Source organism: Salmonella sp. NW884, assembly GCF_051700745.1.
In the GTDB taxonomy this organism is placed as follows: Bacteria; Pseudomonadota; Gammaproteobacteria; order Enterobacterales; family Enterobacteriaceae; genus Salmonella; species Salmonella enterica.
On sequence record NZ_JAMMDE010000001.1, the window covers coordinates 227141 to 245943 of the forward strand.

16 protein-coding genes and 2 pseudogenes are annotated in these 18803 nt (G+C 45.9%); 12 read left to right on the top strand and 6 right to left on the bottom strand.

Features of this window, described 5'->3' with window-relative positions; all coding sequences use genetic code 11:
- Positions 1-244: 244 nt before the first annotated feature.
- The gene (locus NA197_RS01090) at positions 245-1711 is read left to right on the top strand and encodes a hypothetical protein (protein ID WP_371062081.1); all 1467 of its coding nucleotides are present in this window, start codon (positions 245-247) and stop codon (positions 1709-1711) included.
- Between the two features lie 767 nt (positions 1712-2478).
- Here the strand turns inward: NA197_RS01090 and NA197_RS01095 are convergent.
- Together NA197_RS01095 and NA197_RS01100 are read right to left on the bottom strand one after the other, a co-directional pair.
- On the bottom strand, positions 2479-2811 hold the full coding sequence (locus NA197_RS01095) for a DUF1493 family protein (protein ID WP_064043554.1): 333 nt from the start codon (positions 2809-2811) through the stop codon (positions 2479-2481).
- Positions 2805-3014: pseudogene (locus NA197_RS01100) on the bottom strand (STM2901 family protein); the annotation flags it as partial. The gene NA197_RS01095 and the pseudogene NA197_RS01100, both read right to left, overlap by 7 nt.
- Positions 3015-3336: 322 nt before the next feature.
- Here NA197_RS01100 and NA197_RS01105 point away from each other — a divergent pair.
- From NA197_RS01105 to NA197_RS01115, 3 genes and pseudogenes are all read left to right on the top strand, one after another.
- Positions 3337-3585, top strand: a complete 249-nt coding sequence (locus tag NA197_RS01105) for a type II toxin-antitoxin system Phd/YefM family antitoxin (protein WP_000885424.1) — start codon at positions 3337-3339, stop codon at positions 3583-3585.
- On the top strand, positions 3575-3859 hold the full coding sequence (locus tag NA197_RS01110; RefSeq protein ID WP_000221343.1) for a type II toxin-antitoxin system RelE family toxin: 285 nt from the start codon (positions 3575-3577) through the stop codon (positions 3857-3859). Before NA197_RS01105 ends, NA197_RS01110 begins: the two co-directional genes overlap by 11 nt.
- A 56-nt stretch (positions 3860-3915) precedes the next feature.
- Positions 3916-4107: pseudogene (locus NA197_RS01115) on the top strand (Rid family hydrolase); the annotation flags it as partial.
- A 51-nt stretch (positions 4108-4158) separates the two neighbouring features.
- On the opposite strand, the gene NA197_RS01120 reads toward NA197_RS01115, so the two are convergent.
- Together NA197_RS01120 and NA197_RS01125 are read right to left on the bottom strand one after the other, a co-directional pair.
- Complete coding sequence (locus NA197_RS01120; protein WP_048590672.1) at positions 4159-5238, bottom strand: S-adenosylmethionine:tRNA ribosyltransferase-isomerase; 1080 nt, start codon at positions 5236-5238, stop codon at positions 4159-4161.
- 192 nt (positions 5239-5430) lie between these two features.
- Positions 5431-5919 (bottom strand): MarR family winged helix-turn-helix transcriptional regulator, encoded by a 489-nt coding sequence (locus tag NA197_RS01125; protein ID WP_064043553.1) that lies wholly within the window; start codon positions 5917-5919, stop codon positions 5431-5433.
- A gap of 44 nt (positions 5920-5963) precedes the next feature.
- Here NA197_RS01125 and NA197_RS01130 point away from each other — a divergent pair, with 44 nt between their 5' ends.
- The 5 genes from NA197_RS01130 (at position 5964) to NA197_RS01150 (ending at position 12792) form a co-directional block, all read left to right on the top strand.
- Positions 5964-7472, top strand: coding sequence for an FAD-dependent oxidoreductase (locus NA197_RS01130; RefSeq protein WP_064043552.1), 1509 nt, complete (start codon positions 5964-5966; stop codon positions 7470-7472).
- Complete coding sequence (locus NA197_RS01135; RefSeq protein WP_064043551.1) at positions 7462-8703, top strand: MFS transporter; 1242 nt, start codon at positions 7462-7464, stop codon at positions 8701-8703. Before NA197_RS01130 ends, NA197_RS01135 begins: the two co-directional genes overlap by 11 nt.
- A 69-nt stretch (positions 8704-8772) precedes the next feature.
- Positions 8773-10329: a PhoPQ-activated pathogenicity-related family protein gene (locus NA197_RS01140; protein WP_074181645.1), complete on the top strand. Its 1557-nt coding sequence runs from the start codon at positions 8773-8775 to the stop codon at positions 10327-10329.
- 176 nt (positions 10330-10505) lie between these two features.
- Positions 10506-11792, top strand: a complete 1287-nt coding sequence (locus NA197_RS01145; RefSeq protein WP_000824240.1) for an MFS transporter — start codon at positions 10506-10508, stop codon at positions 11790-11792.
- Positions 11767-12792, top strand: coding sequence for a zinc-binding alcohol dehydrogenase family protein (locus NA197_RS01150; protein ID WP_000864926.1), 1026 nt, complete (start codon positions 11767-11769; stop codon positions 12790-12792). Before NA197_RS01145 ends, NA197_RS01150 begins: the two co-directional genes overlap by 26 nt.
- A 58-nt stretch (positions 12793-12850) precedes the next feature.
- Here NA197_RS01150 and NA197_RS01155 read toward each other — a convergent pair whose 3' ends face one another.
- Both NA197_RS01155 and NA197_RS01160 read right to left on the bottom strand, forming a co-directional pair.
- Complete coding sequence (locus NA197_RS01155; protein WP_000388417.1) at positions 12851-13642, bottom strand: FadR/GntR family transcriptional regulator; 792 nt, start codon at positions 13640-13642, stop codon at positions 12851-12853.
- Between the two features lie 45 nt (positions 13643-13687).
- The gene (locus tag NA197_RS01160; protein ID WP_064043549.1) at positions 13688-14779 is read right to left on the bottom strand and encodes a choloylglycine hydrolase family protein; all 1092 of its coding nucleotides are present in this window, start codon (positions 14777-14779) and stop codon (positions 13688-13690) included.
- Between the two features lie 418 nt (positions 14780-15197).
- Here NA197_RS01160 and NA197_RS01165 point away from each other — a divergent pair, with 418 nt between their 5' ends.
- From NA197_RS01165 to cybH, 3 genes are read left to right on the top strand one after another with little or no spacing between them, the layout of a single operon-like run.
- Positions 15198-16301, top strand: a complete 1104-nt coding sequence (locus NA197_RS01165) for a hydrogenase small subunit (protein WP_001194448.1) — start codon at positions 15198-15200, stop codon at positions 16299-16301.
- Between the two features lie 2 nt (positions 16302-16303).
- Entirely contained in the window at positions 16304-18106 is a 1803-nt protein-coding gene (locus NA197_RS01170; RefSeq protein ID WP_000331200.1) for a nickel-dependent hydrogenase large subunit, read from the top strand.
- Positions 18057-18800, top strand: coding sequence for a Ni/Fe-hydrogenase, b-type cytochrome subunit (cybH, locus tag NA197_RS01175; protein ID WP_000924456.1), 744 nt, complete (start codon positions 18057-18059; stop codon positions 18798-18800). Before NA197_RS01170 ends, cybH begins: the two co-directional genes overlap by 50 nt.
- Positions 18801-18803 lie beyond the last annotated feature (3 nt).

Consider the following 18803-nt stretch of genomic DNA (forward strand, 5'->3'; position numbering starts at 1 on the left):
TTGTTCGTTTAAAGGGTATCAAAGCCATTGATTATCATGTTACGTGGAAATCTGTGCAATCACTGCGGCGCAGCCTGAATTTATAAACATTTTTAAAATCATCCTAAATCCTGGTAACTGCAAATTTTAGTAGCTACCTCAATGAGTTATTGACCACTGAATTTTCTACGATAACATGACTAACAATATACACATGATAAGAACCACTACACTGGGAAATCGTTGCGTGGTGGTTCGGAGATAGATGATGAGTAGTATTACAAAAAGCATACAGAATGAATATGTTTTATTGATGGAAAACGCTTTTTCTGAAAAATATAAATATGCATTTAGAAATTTAGAACTGAAAGAATTACGTAGATTCATCCTGAAAGAGCTAATTAGCTCTCCCGAGTTAGATAATCAACTTACAAACCTAATGGTGTTGCTAAATAAATTTTGGGATACTCACGCCGCGGCGCTTATAACAGAAGTGCGGGCGTCTAAAAGTTATCGATTATTACTTCCGATTCAACGCTTTGGTTATAACATATCTAATCACCTTAGATCCCTGGGGATTTATTTTGATAGCATCATAATGGTTGATCCATTACATTTTCCTTCTCTTAGCTCTCTGCATTCATTTTTGTCATTGCCACCAGATAATAGTTATGTCCGCATGCGCAGGTTGGTATTACTTGAACATGTTTCCAATCTATTTCGCGCCATCCCATTTATGACTATTGATGATGATTATCCAATTTTTCTAATCGTTCCTGAATTACTGGATTTTGATAAAGAACGCAATCATGAACAATCTGCCGCTTTTCTAAGTCAGCTCTTTTTTAAAGATAGAAAAATGGATTACGCTACTTATTTAGCGTTTCTTGAGCACTTTGGGAGAAATGAAGAAACTTTCCAGAAAATCCTAATAAATAAAGAATTATTAAAAACATTGCTTAATAATTTCAATAACATCGAAAAAGAAGTCTGGGTTTACGATACAGATTTAAAGAGTTTTACAACAAGAGAGGTAGATCTTCTGGATTACGATCTGCCGTCAGCTATAGGAACCTTACTGGGTAAGGTTGAAGGTGCAATTTATGCACAGCGATCAACTCAATTATCGGCAACACTATTAGGTATTGATCCGGTTATTTATAGTAACCATATGTTTTTACATGAATGGACTACGGAGCAGTTGGTCAAGGATTATGGTAAATTAAATCCTCTTTCTTCTGAAGAGCAAGCGATTACAATGGGACTATCAGCCGCGGAAGTAAAATTCCTTACTGCGCTTTCCGATCTGGAATTAAAAAAGATTAGAGAAAGAGGTCAACTGGAAACCTTAAGGCATGAACTAAGAATCTCAAGGAATGACTTGCAAGGAAAAACACCAGATCAAATGCAAGATGCGGCAAATAATTTTTCAAAACATTTAATCAATGTGGTCGAAGAGTATGGAAAGTCGCATGAATCAGCCATTAAGAATTCAAAGAAAAAAAAGATCTCATCTGGATTAATTTTTGCAGGAACAGCCACGTTAGGTATAGCTTCACTTGCCATGCCGCAATTGACATTACTTTCAGCAGCAGCAACGGGAATTGGCCTGGCCTTTGGAGGTAAAAGTCTGGCAGATATTTTTAGTGAACATAAAGCACATAAAAATGAAATCCAGATATTAGAAAAAACACCCGTATCGCTTTTGTATGGGGCATATAAAAAGAAATAGTAATACTGTGTATACCGTCTGGTAGCGGAAGTCTGGCATTTGATAGTTTTTGAAGCAATTGTCGTAAAGTTACTCAAACAATCACATTGTTCAGAAAAGCCTGTGAGGAGATGGTTGAGAATAGGGGGTCTTCCGCTGATTCCCCGAACTATCCACCAGTTCATGCAAACGCTGTGCTAACTGGCCACTGTTTTTCCCCGGTTGCTGCTTTGACCGTCATATTTTCCAGTGTATTGTCAGTATCATAACGACCTGGACGCCGGCGAATTATGGCGGGTGAAATGGAAGTGGCCAAAGGGATGCTGCGCACGCTGATTAAAGTCACGTTCGGTTATCCTGCGATTTTTGACGAGGTTCGGCAGGAATGCCAAATCAACAATGCGCATGTTGTCGCCGGATGTGGATCCGGGTATCAAAGCGTTTATAGCCGTTGTCAGAGCTGCAGAACATCAGTCAGAAAAAGCAGCGGACCAGGGTAAAACCCACTGAGCCAAAAACCTGCGCGACGAACCGGTCACAGTGGCCGGTTTTTTTATGCCTGCGTGGCGTGTGCTGCGTGAAATCGTGTGCAGGATAAGCGGGTGCAAATCAACAGAATTCGCGCAGCGTCACGGCAGGGAAGGGATCAAACTTATGGGCCAGAAGTTTTTTGGCATGCACGAATCTAGCCGCCTTAACATGTCTTTTAAATGTCCTGGTGCATTTAACATAATATACATTATGCGCACTATAATAGCGAAAGGCGAAAAGCAGCCCCCAAGCGTGAATCAGTCATACAACCAGCGACCAGCCCTGGCAGACGCAATGAGCATACCTATCGTGAAATCCGGCACCTGAGGAATATCCTTTTTGCGAAACGGATTAAGCAAATGCTTTAGCGGTGGTTCTGGCGGATAGTATGTTGTGATCGAGAAATTCCCTCTATCTACATTAAATGTCGTAAAAAAATCATCCATCAATGCCAGTGCTTCATCATCTTCCAGCCGTAGATCTGAATCCAAATCTGTTGACGGTGTCAGTTCTTTTTTCTTAAAGAGGTAAATTCCATCATGGCTTCTTACCAGTTCATAAATCCGCTGTTCAAGAGTATCACTTACCATATTTTATCGCTTCCTCTGGCAATACGGTTGTAATCCCTGACTGTACGATATGCAATCTGCGACACGTCAGAGGCCAGAATAATCCATCCGACAACAGGTATAGCACGACCGGTAAACGCGCTAATTTTCGCAACCATTTTTATTTTTAACGTTGATGGCGGGTATCCACCTATCACAGATGGCAACTGTATTCCCCAAGGAAATTAAGCTCTTCAACTGTATCCATACTCTAATTTACTGATTAAATTAACTTTATGTATTGGCAATGCAACCACTTTATAGGATTGTTATAACACATTTGTTCGTCGTGTGCTTGAATTAGACAATGGCAAGCTGGTGCGCACGCTGTTAACGTTCCTGGTAATCGATACAAGCAGTTAGGTTCTGGACATCTGAACTTAGCCTTGAAAAAACCGTCAGCAGCCCGCATCCCTGACTGGGCTGGCGCTGAATCTCTTTCGGGAAGGGTGCTTTTATTAGTACTATTAAAGGTGCTATATTCAGTCATCAACCAGGAGGTAAATTATGGCATTTCAAATTTTAACGACTACTGCAGCAAGCATTACAGAACTGAAACGTGACCCAATGGGAACTTTTAATGCCGGAGATGGCGCTCCAGTTGCCATTCTTAACCGTAATGAACCGGCTTTCTACTGTGTGCCTCCGGCACTTTATGCTCATCTTATGGATATTCTTGAGGATGAAGAACTCGGTCGTATTATCGATGAGCGTGCGAATGAACGCGTCATTGAGGTCAACATTGATGACTTATAAGCTGGCATTTAACGAATCTGCACTAAAAGAGTGGAAAAAACTGGGTCATACCATACAGGAACAGTTTAAAAAAAAGCTACGGGAACGACTCGAAAACCCTCGGGTTCCTGCTTCGCAATTACATGGAAGAAAGGATCAGTACAAAATTAAGCTGCGTGGTGCAGGATACAGACTGGTGTACAGCGTCGAAGATGAAATTATCACGGTAACTGTCATTGGTGTTGGAAAGCGTGAAAATGATGCCGTCTACAAAATGACACGGCACAGAAGCTAATCACTCAGGAAATGCTCTCTTTCCCGTCAAGCGATACGACAAACAGGCTCAGTTCTTTTATGTGCACATTCGATGACATAGTGGATGTCACCACATTCTATACCGATCCAGAGCAACAACTTAACGACGTGATGGCGGTGAAACAGGAGATATTTGCCTATCCCCCTTATCCTAACTGGACCGCTGTTGGCGTTACCTGGCTGGCCGGCTTTGATTTCGAAATAAAGGTTATTGCCCGAATCCCCTGATGCTTATTCTCGGTAAAACCGGTAGCATTATATGTACCGGTTTTATTTTATTCATCCCTGCCCTTCACCCTGTATGATTAACATGCAATCACCAAACATATCGAACTGACATGACTGGATATGTTCTGAGGTATAGGCCTTCATGAGTAGATCAACCCCAGCAAATTGACCGGTTAATACCATATGCGTCGTTTTTGGCTGATGTAAGTTCGTTAGCAGGCAGTCAACCACTTTCAGTTGATAGCCTGGATGTATATAAAGCGCAGTCCAGCCAGAACTTGCTTTGAGGCAATTGTGCTCCCTCGAATACGCGGATTCCAGGCATCGTGTAACGGTAGTTCCTACGGCAAAAATGCGTCCGCCATTTTGCTTCGCTGTATTAATGATATCCGCTGTTGCTTGTGGAACCTCGTAGTATTCTTCGTTGATAGTCACATCCTCTACACATTTTGTTTGTATTTTTCTGTTGGACAGCATTTCTGTTGATGCAACATGTAAAGTGATGAAGGCTATTAACCCACCTTTATCTTTGATTCTTTGGATAAGATCCCAGGTAAAATGAATGCCGGCAGAAGGTATTTCCAAAGAACCATACTTTTTAGAAAACACGGAACGGTAAGCATCTGGATATTTATAAAATAAGCTGGAGTCCACATACTCATCAAGACGCTCACCATGACTGGCTAAATAGCAAATTAAGGCCTCATGATTTTCCACGACGGCCCGGTACTGGCTCTCTTCGCTAAACTTTTGCTCTATCTTAATGGAAATTTCAGGGTTATCAACCAAATAGAAAACATCATTCGCGTTAAGCCTTTCTTTTAAAAGTCCGGAAATAATTACTCTATTATTTGGTAAGAACCCCTCTAAAACAATTTTAATTAATCTATTTCGTCTTGTTTTACAGATAAACATATGGTTTATTATAGTACTGTCGTTAAAACAGATTACATCACCTTCTTTGATATAATCTGTTACTTTACTAAAGTCTACCTTATGAATTTCCCCTTTACTTCGGTTGAGGACAAGCATTTTACACTTTTCCCTGTATGAATCATTGGCTATCCAATGAGGTCTGAGTGGGATAGTCATCTGATCGGTAATGCGAAAATCATATTTTTCGGTAAGCATATATTTACCCTTTGAAAAACCATTGATACGGCGATTGTTATATAGCCGTATTCTGCAGTATATGTTGGCCTTTCAAAGGGTGAAAATTAACTCGATAAATGTTGTTGTTATATTTACTTTGCTGGCTATTTAATCAATGTCAGATACCGATATTAAGCTGGACGATCGGATTTGACCGCCCTTTTCTTTTGCTTATTCCGGCATTGAAGCATCGCTATCCATTGCATCGGCAAACTTTTGCATTAACCGAACAAAGATATCAATTTCATCCTGAGGCCAGTCTTTAAAAACAACTTTGCCCATTTGCTCTCGCGCATCGTCTATACGCTCCGTCATCGCCTTTCCTGTACGGGAGATAACGGCCTCGCGTATACGACGATCGATGGCATTATGCTGCCGTATTATCAACCCCAGCTTCTCCAGTTTGGCGACCTGTCGGCTTACCGTCGTATAATCACGACCGGCACGTTCGGCTAACTCAACAACGCCAATCGGCCCTAAACGTTCGATACTAATAAGGATCGAAAATAGCGCACGATCGAGTTGAATCCCCGCCTCTGCAATTAATTTCTCATCATTACGAGGCCGATTAAGCGCGCTCAACACGCGAATCAACGCACCGTGAAGCGCCTTCATTTGCTCGGAAATATGTGTATCTTGCACATTTTTATTTTCTGACATAGCATGTCTCCTCTTATGTGCATAATACACATATCGGAGAGACGATGACAAGATACACCACTACAGATGTACTGATCTGCGGCGCTGGCGCTACCGGGCTTACTTTAGCCATCGAACTAGCGCGTCACGGGGTCTCATTTCGCCTGATTGAGAAAAGAACGACGCCTTTTATCGGCTCCCGCGGTAAAGGTATTCAGCCGCGAACGCAAGAAATCTTCGAGGATCTTGGAATACTCAATAAAGTGGTCGCCGCCGGCGGGCTCTATCCCCGACTACGAACCTACCGTCACGACGGAAGCTATGTAGATTCAGATATTGCGCATCATACAAAACCGACCCACGCCGAACCCTACCATCTGCCATTGATGGTTCCACAGAACGTGACAGAAACGATTATGCGAGAGCAATTAAAAGCATGGGGACATCGGGTGGAGTTCGGCTGCGAGTTACGACATTTTGCGCAAACCCCACGCACAGTCACCGCGTATGTTGCCGGGCCGGCTGGAGAAGAGGTCATCATCGCTCATTATTTGATAGGTGCGGATGGCGGCGGAAGTTTTGTCAGAAAGAAATTAGGCGTTAGCTTCCCCGGTCGTACGTTGGGAATCCATGCGCTTGTGGCTGACGCTTCGCTTTCCGGTCTAAACCGGGATGTATGGCACCATTTTAACGATGGCGATATGACGCGGATGATAACGATTTGCCCTCTCGCCGGCACGCAGCTCTTTCAAATCCAGGCGTTGTTGGCCCCGGACGACTCGCAGAATTTCTCAGCCGACGTGCTCACGGCTTTTCTTACTGAGCGAATCGGGCGGACGGATGTTCGCATCCATTCGATTCCCTGGGTATCGAAGTACCAGATGAATGCGCGCATAGCAGAACATTACCGTGTGGGTAAGGTATTTTTAGCTGGTGATGCCGCTCATGTGCATCCGCCGACGGGTGGGCAAGGGTTAAATACCAGCATCCAGGATGCCTATAACCTGGGATGGAAAATGGCAGCCTCGCTGCGGGGCGCAGGAGAAGAGCTTCTCGATAGCTATGAACAGGAACGCCGCCCGGTAGCCGAATCACTGCTCCACCTTTCTACCCGATTACTTGACTCTCAAAAACAGGGTGGCATCAAACGAGAACGCGACGTTCAACAACTTGACATCCAGTATACCAACTCCCCCTTAGCCCACACGTTGCCCGAACGTCAGCATGGGTTACAAGCGGGAGAAAGAGCTCCGGATGCTCCTCTTTTGGGCGCCGGCGGCCAATCATTACGATTATTTCAGTTACTCCAGGGTCCGGACTGGAATCTGTTGGCCTACGAAACCCACGGTAAGGTCATCGATGCGCGGCGAGGTCTGCGTATTCATCACATTGGCGAGCAGGACGAGCTCATCGATACCCTGGGGCACTTCCGGGAGTCCTATCATCTGGCGCCGGGTCAATGCGTGCTGCTCCGACCCGATGGCTATGTCGGCGCATTCTTTCACGGCAAACAGAGCAACGATATTGAAAATTATCTCTCTCGTTTTGCCATAGGGATTAAAGATGAATACTAATGTCTATGAGAACACCGACAGCGAAACTATCACCCCGCTCAACAAGCGGCGTATTTTGCCTGTTTTCCTGCTTGTCGGCCTTTACGCAGCCAGTACAGCGGCTGTAATGTCGGTACTGCCTTTTTATATCCGCGAGATGGGCGGTTCGCCGCTTATCATTGGAATCATCATCGCCACTGAGGCTTTTAGCCAATTTTGTGCGGCGCCCCTGATTGGCCACCTTTCCGATCGCGTTGGCCGCAAGCGAATACTGATTGTCACTCTGGCTATTGCGGCGATAAGTCTACTATTACTCGCCAACGCGCAATGTATCCTGTTTATCCTGCTCGCCCGCACGCTTTTTGGCATTAGCGCCGGGAATTTGTCAGCCGCCGCAGCCTATATTGCCGATTGTACGCACGTCAGAAATCGGCGTCAGGCAATCGGTATCCTCACAGGCTGCATTGGCTTAGGCGGTATTGTCGGGGCAGGCGTTTCAGGATGGCTATCGCGTATCAGTCTGAGCGCGCCGATCTACGCCGCCTTTATACTTGTCCTTGGGGCTGCCCTGGTCGCGATTTGGGGGTTAAAAGACCCTTCCACAACATCACGTACCACAGATAAAATAGCGTCGTTCTCTGCCCGCGCTATTTTAAAGATGCCAATCCTTCGCGTCTTAATCATCGTAATGCTTTGTCATTTCTTCGCCTATGGCATGTACTCTTCACAATTACCTGTTTTTCTTTCTGACACCTTCATCTGGAATGGGCTTCCCTTTGGGCCAAAAGCGTTAAGCTACCTGTTAATGGCGGACGGGGTTATTAATATTTTCGTTCAGCTATTTCTGTTAGGTTGGGTGAGCCAATATTTTTCGGAGCGAAAGCTAATTATCCTAATCTTCGCCCTTCTTTGTACTGGATTTCTCACTGCGGGTATCGCCACGACCATACCAGTGCTTATTTTTGCTATCGTTTGTATTAGTATCGCTGATGCGCTAGCCAAACCCACTTATCTTGCCGCCTTGTCCGTCCATGTATCGCCTGCCCGACAAGGTATCGTCATCGGAACGGCGCAGGCATTAATCGCAATCGCTGATTTTATATCCCCCGTATTGGGCGGATTTGTCCTGGGTTATGCCCTGTATGGCGTCTGGATCGGTATGGCTATCTCTGTCGCCATTATTGGTCTGGTGACGGCAATGATTTACCTTTCAAAAAGTTCACCGCTAATAGCGAAACCAGAAACAGAATAATGTGACAACGTCACAAATATTATTGTTCCCTTCTTCCGTTATTTATCAAAAGTATTGTACTTATATTGAATGTTTAAGAGGTATTTATGGAAATTATGCTGGCTGGCATTTGCCCTTGTAAAGCGCGGGGAAAGCATGAAAAAAATATATCTCGTTGTTATCGTACTGTTTTTCATTTCTACAAAAGTTTATACACTACTTCATAACAACATCTTCTTTTGTCGAAACAGCCCGGAGTGTGATTTGTCTCATGTTCTCCCCGACTACCGGGAGCAGATTTCAGGCACACCGCTAAAATATACCTTGATTAATACAGCTCCATTAGCACAGGTGGTAGTCAGACACTATGAATTATTATCGCAACACTGGTCGCCAGATGACATGGTAACCCCTGCGCAATGGCGACATAACGTTGATATTTATATCCCTGAAACGACAAAAGAGCACCATGCTTTGGTGGTTGTAAACAACGGAATTAATTATGATAAAGGCGTACAAATCACTGGTAAACCCGGTGATTTCCCCCAGGAAACACTGGCAAGCATCTCCCGTGATACGAATACCATCGTAATATCAGTGAGTGATATACCTAACCAATATTTAACCTTTCAGGATGATAAAAAACCACTGAAAGAGGACGAAAGCGTTTCCCGAAGCTGGGCATTATTTATGGAAGCGCCGGAGCAACGTAAGTTAATGCCTTTAAATATTCCTATGGTCACTGCCATATCGCAAGCGATGAGATTAGCAAAAAAGGAGTTAACGCAATGGAATATAAATTCCTTTATCATTACAGGTATTTCAAAGCGTGGGTGGACCACCTGGTTGTCAGCTATTGCCGATCCTGATGTTGAAGCAATTGTTCCCTTCGCCATTGATCTACTTGATATTGATGCTTCACTTGAGCATATTTATCAATCATACGGTGGAAATTGGCCCATTACATTCTACCCCTACTACCAGCAAGGCATAGATGAGAAAATAAAATCCCCCACATTTACCCAACTAAGGCAAATAATAGATCCGTTAAGATATCTCAACACTATTTATCAACCCCGCCTTGCAATACCGAAATATATTATTAATGCAAGTGGCGATGATTTTTTCGTACCAGACAACACTCGCTTTTATTATAGCAAACTTCCTGGCGTAAAATCATTACGTATAGTGCCTAATATGAACCACTACTCAATTAACCAGTTCGCTGAAGGAAGCCTCGTTCCATTTATTAACCGGTTTCAAAGTAAAAAAACATTACCGCAGTTGATCGGCCTTATTCACCACCATCTTCTTACGGTCTATTTCTCAGAAGCGCCGGTAAAAGTCGTTCGCTGGACAGCCAACAATCCAAATGCGCGTGATTTTCGTTATGCCTGTGGCATCCGCTATCAGCCGCTTACAATAGATATTCCCGCCAACAATAAGATCAGTATTACGTTAAATGAACCGAAGACAGGTTGGGAAGCTACCTATATCGAAGCCACTTTTAATGATGGCTATGTCGCCACGAGTCAGGTTTATATTACGCCCGATGAAAAATACCCACAGACAGCGCCACCTTCTGTTAACGCTGCATGTCAAACGTTACCGGGGCGTGGATTAGGGGAAAACGATAGTCCCGATTGAATTTTCAAGTAATTGCCTGATTTTAAAGAATTTTATCCATCACGCTTGCGATGGATAAAAATCCTCTGCGATAAATTTTTGTTATATTGATCACGTTCTAACCACAAGAGAGGTGATTTGAAAATAACCTTAAAATATTGTGGTCAGGCCGCTAGACCACAATAAGAGGATTAATCATGAAAAGAAAAACAATGGGATGGCTTATCGTTTTTCTTCTATTTATAGTTTACATGCTCAACTATATGGATCGTTCAGCATTGTCGATAACTGCCCCCTTGATCGAAAAGGAGTTAGGATTTAACGCCGCGGAGATGGGAATGATCTTCAGCGCATTTTTTATCGGATACGCCCTGTTTAATTTTATTGGTGGCTGGGCCAGCGATAAAGTTGGGCCAAAAACGGTTTTTCTCATCGCAGCGTTACTATGGTCTGTATTTTGTGGCTTAACTGGTTTAGTCACCGGATTGTGGACAATGCTTATCGTGCGCGTTCTTTTCGGTATGGCTGAAGGACCGGTCAGCGCTGCCGGAAATAAAATCATCAATAACTGGATTTCCCGAAAGGAGTCTGCCACGGCGATCGGAATTTTTAGCGCCGGTTCCCCGCTCGGCGGCGCGGTGTCCGGGCCGATAGTGGGCCTGCTGGCGTTATCCTTAGGCTGGCGCCCCGCATTTGGCATTATTTTCTTATTTGGCCTGGTCTGGGTACTGCTGTGGTACTTTATCGTTAGCGATAAACCAACAATGAGTAAACGCCTGGCGCCGGAAGAACGCATTGATTTTGAAAATCATGAGGACGTTATTTTATCTGATGATGGCCGGGCTACGCCTTCACTCGGCTATTACATGAAACAACCAATGGTATGGGCGACAACTCTGGCTTTTTTCAGCTACAACTATATTCTTTTTTTCTTCCTGACCTGGTTCCCAAGTTACCTGAACCATTCGTTACATCTCGATATTAAAGAAATTAGTATCGCCACGGTAATTCCCTGGGTCATCGGTGCCATTGGTATGGTGCTCGGCGGCGTCTGTTCTGATGTAATTTATCGGATTACCGGTAATGCTCTGCTCTCACGTCGACTTATTCTGGGCGTATGTCTGGCAGGCGCAGCGGTATGTGTTGCCGTTTCCGGTACTGTTAGCACTATTGGTAGCGCAATTACGCTCATGTCAGTTTCACTCTTCCTGCTCTATTTAACGGGCCCAATTTATTGGGCGGTTATTCAGGATGTTGTTCATAAAGATAAGGTAGGGAGCGTCGGCGGAGCCATGCATGGCCTGGCTAATATATCCGGTATTATCGGTCCGCTTGTCACCGGTTTTATCGTTCAATTTAGCGGTAAATATGACTATGCGTTCTATCTGGCTGGTGCTATCGCTATCGTTTCAAGCCTGTTGGTCTTCGTGTTTGTAAAAAGTAAAGGATTCAAAGCCAATGAAAGTCAAAGCTGTGTTCATTAATAAGCCTGGTGAAGTTGAAACCCGCTGGGTGGATTATCCCCATAAGAAAGAAAATGAAGTATTAATTAAGGTGGATGCTGCAGGCATTTGCGGATCGGATATCGGGGCTTTTCGTGGAACGAACCCACTGGTTACTTACCCAAGAATTATTGGGCATGAAGTGACCGGAATTGTTCTTCAGGAAGGCGCCGGAATGCCGGACAATATTAAAAAAGGCGACCGCGTGATTGTTGACCCCTATATTTATTGTGGTCACTGCTACCCTTGCTCTGTCGGCAGAACTAATTGTTGTGAAAATTTAAACGTCATTGGCGTGCATGTCGATGGCGCAATGCAGGAGGTGGTTACTCATCCCGCACATTTAATTCATAAAATACCAGATAATGTGCCTTCTGAAATGGCGCCGCTGGCAGAACCGCTGACCATCGCTCTGCACGCGCTGCACCGGGCAAACGTTAAGGCCGGGGAATATGTTGCCATCATCGGCGCGGGGGCCATTGGTCTTATGGCGGCATTAAGCGCGCGACATTACAAGGCAACGCCTATTCTGATCGATATTGTGGAAGAAAGGTTACTCTATGCGCAAAAGCTTGGCGTTCCTTATGTACTGAACGCCGCTGACGATCAGGTTATCGACGCTATTAAAAATATCACCCACGGCACCATGGCGCAGGTCGTGATAGAAGCCTCCGGCGCAAATAGCGCTATTCGAAATACGCTTGATTTAGCATCGTTTGCTGGTCGTATTTCGTTTACCGGATGGCCAAAACAGGAAACGTCGCTGCCGACGAACCTGATCACCTACAAAGAACTGGATTTACGCGGTTCCCGCACCAGTGCCGGTGAATTTGATGAGGCATTACGCATGCTGTCAACGCTGGAGATTAATCCGCAAGATGTTGTCAGTAAGGTCGTCAATCTTGATGAGATCCCTGATGCAGTTAAAGAACTTGATCGCTATCCGGAGCGCTACTTAAAGATTAATGCTGTTTTCCATTGATTTACGGCAAGCTCCACCGCATGGCATATCCGCCATGCGGTGTTATTTACCGACAAACTTAGCCGCCGACAATCTTTCTCACATAGCGTAAATGTTCCAGAGATCCCTCATAGGCGCTGTCAGCATCAGACTGGCGCATCGCATCCACTATCGCTTTATGTTGTTTGTTGAGATTAAGTAAAACATTTCTGTCTCCAGACTGCTCATCGAGCCCGGCATAAGGGATATTAATCCGTTGTTCCCATAACATACGGGACATATCGAACAACACCCGGTTACGGCTGGCCTCAGAGATCGCAAGGTGAAACTCTTTATCCAGCGAGTAAAAGCCGTGGACGTTATTATCGTTAATGGCTTGATCCATACGATGATAAATCGCCTCTATTTGGTTGATGACGTCAACGTTATCGTTTTGTGCGGCTAAGCGCGCACAATGGCTATCGACCAGCTCGCGAGTAGAGAGAATTTCTTCAATGGTATAGTCGCTGGCAAGGTGTTTTTTATCTGAAACGATAACCCCATTACCGGACTGAATCACGATCCATCCCGAGATCTCCAGTACAATAAGGGCTTCTCGCAAGGAGGCGCGGCTCACGCCAAGCTGTTTTGCCAGTTCGCGTTCTGGCGGTAAAAAAGTTCCCGGTGGAAAAATATTATCATTGATCAGCTTAATGATGAGGTTGGCTATCTTCTGATAGAGCCTCTCCTGCCTGACCTCAGGTATAACCATGCGCCCTCCAATCCATATCCAGGGGATTTTGAATGGATTTAGCATACCATCCTGGCGCTGGTGATCGTGATAATTAATTACCGTGCATGATAAAGAGAAGCAACCGCCGGTAGCCTCCATTACCTTCGCCGAGACTACCGGGGAAACTAAACCGAGATGAGCGGTTTATCCTTTGACGTTGATTTTCTCGAATACGGGCGCAGTCGCGTTCTTAAACTGAGAAAGAGACCAGGTTTTATAGTTGATATCATTGTAGCCGCGCACCATCATCTCACCGTGCGTTAAGTCAGACAGCGTTGTCCAGACCGTATATTCTGAGACCGGTTTGCGGGTGGCGTTGCCTTCCCCTTCACTCCCCATATAATCAACCGTAATATTTTTCGGACGATCGAAACGGCTCATAATATGTGCAAGCGTATTCATTGCGTCGTGGGCGGATGTCGCTTGCGGCGCATATGTGGTGTAATAAACGCCGCGTATAAAACGGGAAACCGACGTATCGGACGATGGCAAGTCTGCAATAGCAATCCCGCTATCAGGCTGCATCACTTTTATCCCGCCCAGTGTGCCTGAAGATCGGTCCACATTGGTTAATTGCGTATAATTATTCAGATTTGTCAGATGCCAGGGGAATGCGGGACCATTTGTCATCACGCGAGTGGGATTGTCATAGACATGGAATTTGCCATTTTCCACTTCAACGACAATGCTTCCTCCTTTCTTGTCGTAAAACGCATAATGAAATGGCGATTTCAGATCGCCAAACCGATGCAGTTCCGGTGACCAGAATTTGCCCTCTTTTATTGCCTGTTTTACCTCGCCGACAGTAGCAAAACGGGCCAGCGCCCATTCTCCCAACGAGGTGACAGGAATTGCCTGTTTATATTCACTCGCAGGCAATGGCGGCAACTGCGCATTCATGATCATGTTTTCACTAAATGACAATCCCGCGCTATTCATGCCTTCAAGTATGTCTCTGCTATCGCCATCAGTGATGGTGGAGGTAATAGCCAGTATCGGATATTTCGCCTGATAGCTTACTCCCTGACGGCCATCCGGCGTTTTTTTATCAAACTGTGTTCCCGCCGGGTAATACGTTAACCATGAGGGTAAATCCTGCATATATTCCAGCGTACGCCCATGAAAAATATCGCCTTGTTTATCCTGAATAGCAAGGGTTGTGCAGGCCTGTGCAGCCAGGGCGTATGAAAACAGCGCCGGAGCGATAAATAACATTGCTTTACTTTTTTTCATCATGCTCTCCTTGTTTGTAAAATGGATTGGACGAATATATTAAATTAAACCTATCAATGGTTATGCAGCACGTAATTAATTGTGATCTTATTTTACAAGCTAATAAATTTAACTGACGGGTTTAAAGGAGAGTTAAACACAGCGAACTAACATGAAAACGCGTTATCCGTGTGACCATTTTAAAAAATCCCATCATGTTATAAATAAATCTTATCAACATTAACAGATACCATCACAACGCTATATTTACTCCACATCACCAATAACATTAAATTAATTTATGTTTTTGAGTAATGTGAGTAGCACACATGTAATCAGTTGTTACGAATTAGAAACATAATTGCTACTAAAACACGTTGAGAAAGACAAGAAATGCAACATATGATGCCCACACTAACTATAATGGTTTGGGATAAACGTTATGCAAACACAAGATACATTTTATCAAGTTATGCGTAGACACGGCGTGACAAGGCGTAGCTTCCTCAAGTTTTGCAGCCTTACCGCAACGTCTTTAGGCCTGAGCAGTTCGATGATTCCTCAAATAGCTTATGCCCTGGAGAATAAACCGCGTACGCCAGTGATATGGCTGCATGGTCTTGAATGTACCTGTTGTACCGAGTCTTTCATTCGCTCTGCGCACCCGTTGGCAAAAGATGCCATTCTGTCACTCATTTCCCTGGATTATGACGACACCATTATGGCCGCCGCAGGGCAACAAGCCGAGCAGGCGTTGGCGGATGTGATGCGCGAGTACAAAGGAAATTATATCGTTGCCGTGGAAGGTAACGCGCCGCTGAATGAAGATGGGATGTTTTGCATACTGGCTGGCGAGCCGTTCCTGGAGAAGTTAAAACGCGTCAGCGCGGATGCTAAAGCGATTATCGCCTGGGGGTCCTGCGCATCATGGGGCTGCGTGCAGGCAGCCCGTCCCAACCCAACTAAAGCCACGCCGGTTCACAAATTAATTACCGATAAACCCATTATTAAAGTGCCAGGCTGCCCGCCTATACCTGAAGTGATGTCCGCCGTTATCACCTATATGCTGGCATTTGATCGCATCCCTCCCCTTGATCGTCTTGGACGACCAAAAATGTTTTATGGCCAGCGAATTCATGACAAATGTTACCGACGCGCGCATTTCGATGCCGGTCAGTTTGTGGAAGCGTGGGATGACGAAGGCGCCAGAAAAGGGTATTGCCTGTACAAGATGGGCTGTAAAGGCCCGACCACCTATAACGCCTGTTCAACCGTTCGCTGGAATGATGGCGTGTCTTTTCCTATCCAGTCGGGTCATGGATGCCTCGGATGTTCGGAAGATGGATTCTGGGATTACGGTTCTTTTTACAGCCGGGCAACGGGCATTCCGCAAACCGGCATTGAGGCTACCGCCGATAAAATCGGACTGGGCGTTGCCGGCGTCGCGGGCGCTGCCGCCATCGCTCACGCCACGGTGAGCGCCATAAAACACGCCCGCAATAAAAACAACACGTCATCAGAAAACGCTCCGGAAGAGAAAAAATAATTATGGCATATCCTTATCAGACTCAGGGTTTTACGCTGGACAATAGCGGACGGCGAATTGTGGTCGATCCGGTTACTCGCATCGAAGGGCATATGCGCTGCGAAGTGAATATTGACAGTAATAATGTCATTACTAACGCCGTGTCGACCGGCACCATGTGGCGCGGCTTGGAGGTTATCCTGAAAGGTCGCGATCCGCGAGACGCCTGGGCATTTGTTGAACGCATTTGCGGCGTCTGCACCGGTACACACGCGCTGACCTCAATCCGTGCCGTAGAAAATGCGCTGGGAATCGCGATTCCGGACAACGCAAACTGTATCCGTAATATGATGCAGGCTACGCTACACGTTCACGATCACCTGGTGCATTTTTATCATCTGCATGCGCTGGACTGGGTCGATGTAGTTGCCGCCCTGAAAGCCGACCCGCATCAGACCTCCGCCATCGCGCAAAGCCTTTCCGCATGGCCGCTATCCTCGCCGGGATATTTCCGCGATTTGCAAAATCGACTGAAGCGGTTTATCGAGTCCGGTCAACTTGGCCCTTTCCGTAACGGCTACTGGGGACATCCGGCGATGAAACTTCCACCGGAAGCCAATTTGCTGGCGGTCGCCCACTATCTTGAAGCGCTCGATTTTCAAAAAGAGATCGTAAAAATTCACACCGTTTTCGGTGGTAAAAACCCGCATCCTAACTGGCTGGTGGGCGGCGTTCCTTGCGCCATCAACCTTGACGAAACGGGCGCGGTCGGCGCAGTGAATATGGAGCGCCTGAACCTTGTCAGTTCCATCATCCAAAAAGCTCGCCAGTTCTGCGAACAAGTTTATCTTCCGGACGTCTTGCTGATTGCCAGTTATTACAAAGACTGGGCAAAAATCGGCGGCGGGTTATCGAGCATGAACCTGCTGGCTTATGGCGAGTTTCCGGATAACCCTAACGATTATTCCGCCAGTAATCTTCTGCTTCCGCGTGGGGCTATCATTAACGGTCGTTTCGACGAAATTCATCCTGTCGATTTAACCGCCCCCGATGAGATTCAGGAGTTTGTCACTCACTCCTGGTATACCTATGGTAACGGCAATAACGATAAGGGCCTGCATCCGTGGGATGGTCTGACCGAACCGCAACTGGTCATGGGCGAACACTATAAAGGCACAAAAACCTTTATCGAACAGGTGGATGAGTCCGCTAAATATTCATGGATTAAATCGCCGCGCTGGAAGGGACATGCGATGGAGGTAGGTCCGCTGGCGCGTTATCTGATTGGATATCATCAAAATAAACCGGAATTTAAAGAACCCGTGGATCAACTGCTTAGTGTATTAAAGCTGCCTAAAGAAGCGCTCTTTTCTACATTAGGACGTACTGCCGCGCGTGCGCTGGAATCCGTATGGGCAGGCAATACGCTGCAATATTTCTTCGATCGTCTGATGCGTAACCTCAAGTCCGGCGATACGGCGACGGCAAACGTCACGCTCTGGGAACCCGATACCTGGCCTACATCGGCAAAAGGCGTTGGTTTCAGCGAGGCGCCGCGCGGCGCGCTGGGGCACTGGATAAAAATTGAAAATCAGAAAATCGACAGCTATCAGTGTGTGGTACCGACAACCTGGAATGCCGGGCCACGTGACGATAAAGGTCAAATTGGCGCGTACGAAGCGGCGTTAATGGGGACTAAACTCGCCGTTCCCGATCAACCATTGGAGATTTTACGTACTCTGCACAGCTTCGATCCCTGCCTGGCCTGCTCCACCCATGTTATTGATAATCATGGAGGGGAGCTGGTCAGGGTTCAGGTACGATGACGACGATTCGGAGGTCTCAATGCATCTCAAAGAAATAACCAGCCAGGGGTACTATATCTATGAAGCGCCGGTCCGTTTATGGCACTGGATCACGGCGTTATCCATTGTCGTCCTGGCTGTTACAGGATATTTCATTGGCCGCCCCCTGCCATCGATTCAAGGTGAAGCGACCTTTATGTTTTGGATGGGCTGGATACGACTGATCCATTTTACCACGGCGTATATTTTTACTGTCGCGCTGCTGTTTCGTATTTACTGGGCATGTGTCGGCAATGAGTACGCCAGGGAGATGTTTCTGGTTCCGTTCTGGCGCCGCGCCTGGCGCAAAGGCGTTATCAGCGAAATCCGTTGGTATTTTTTCCTCGAAAAAGAGGCCCATCGTTACTATGGACATAATCCGGTAGCGGGACTGGCGGTAATGTTCTATTTCTGGATGTCCGTACTGATGGTGTGTAGCGGCTTTGCGCTCTATGGCGAAGGACTTGGAACAGACAGTTGGGCGTATCAATGGTTTGGCTGGATGATTCGCCTGACTGGCAACGATAGCCTCGCGCTGCATTTCTGGCACCGGCTGGGCATGTGGTTCATTATCGCCTTCGTCATTGCGCATGTTTATACCGCTATCCGCGAAGACATTATGAGCCGGCAAAGCGTGATCTCCGTCATGATAAGCGGCTGGCGCTGGTTCAGGTGATAA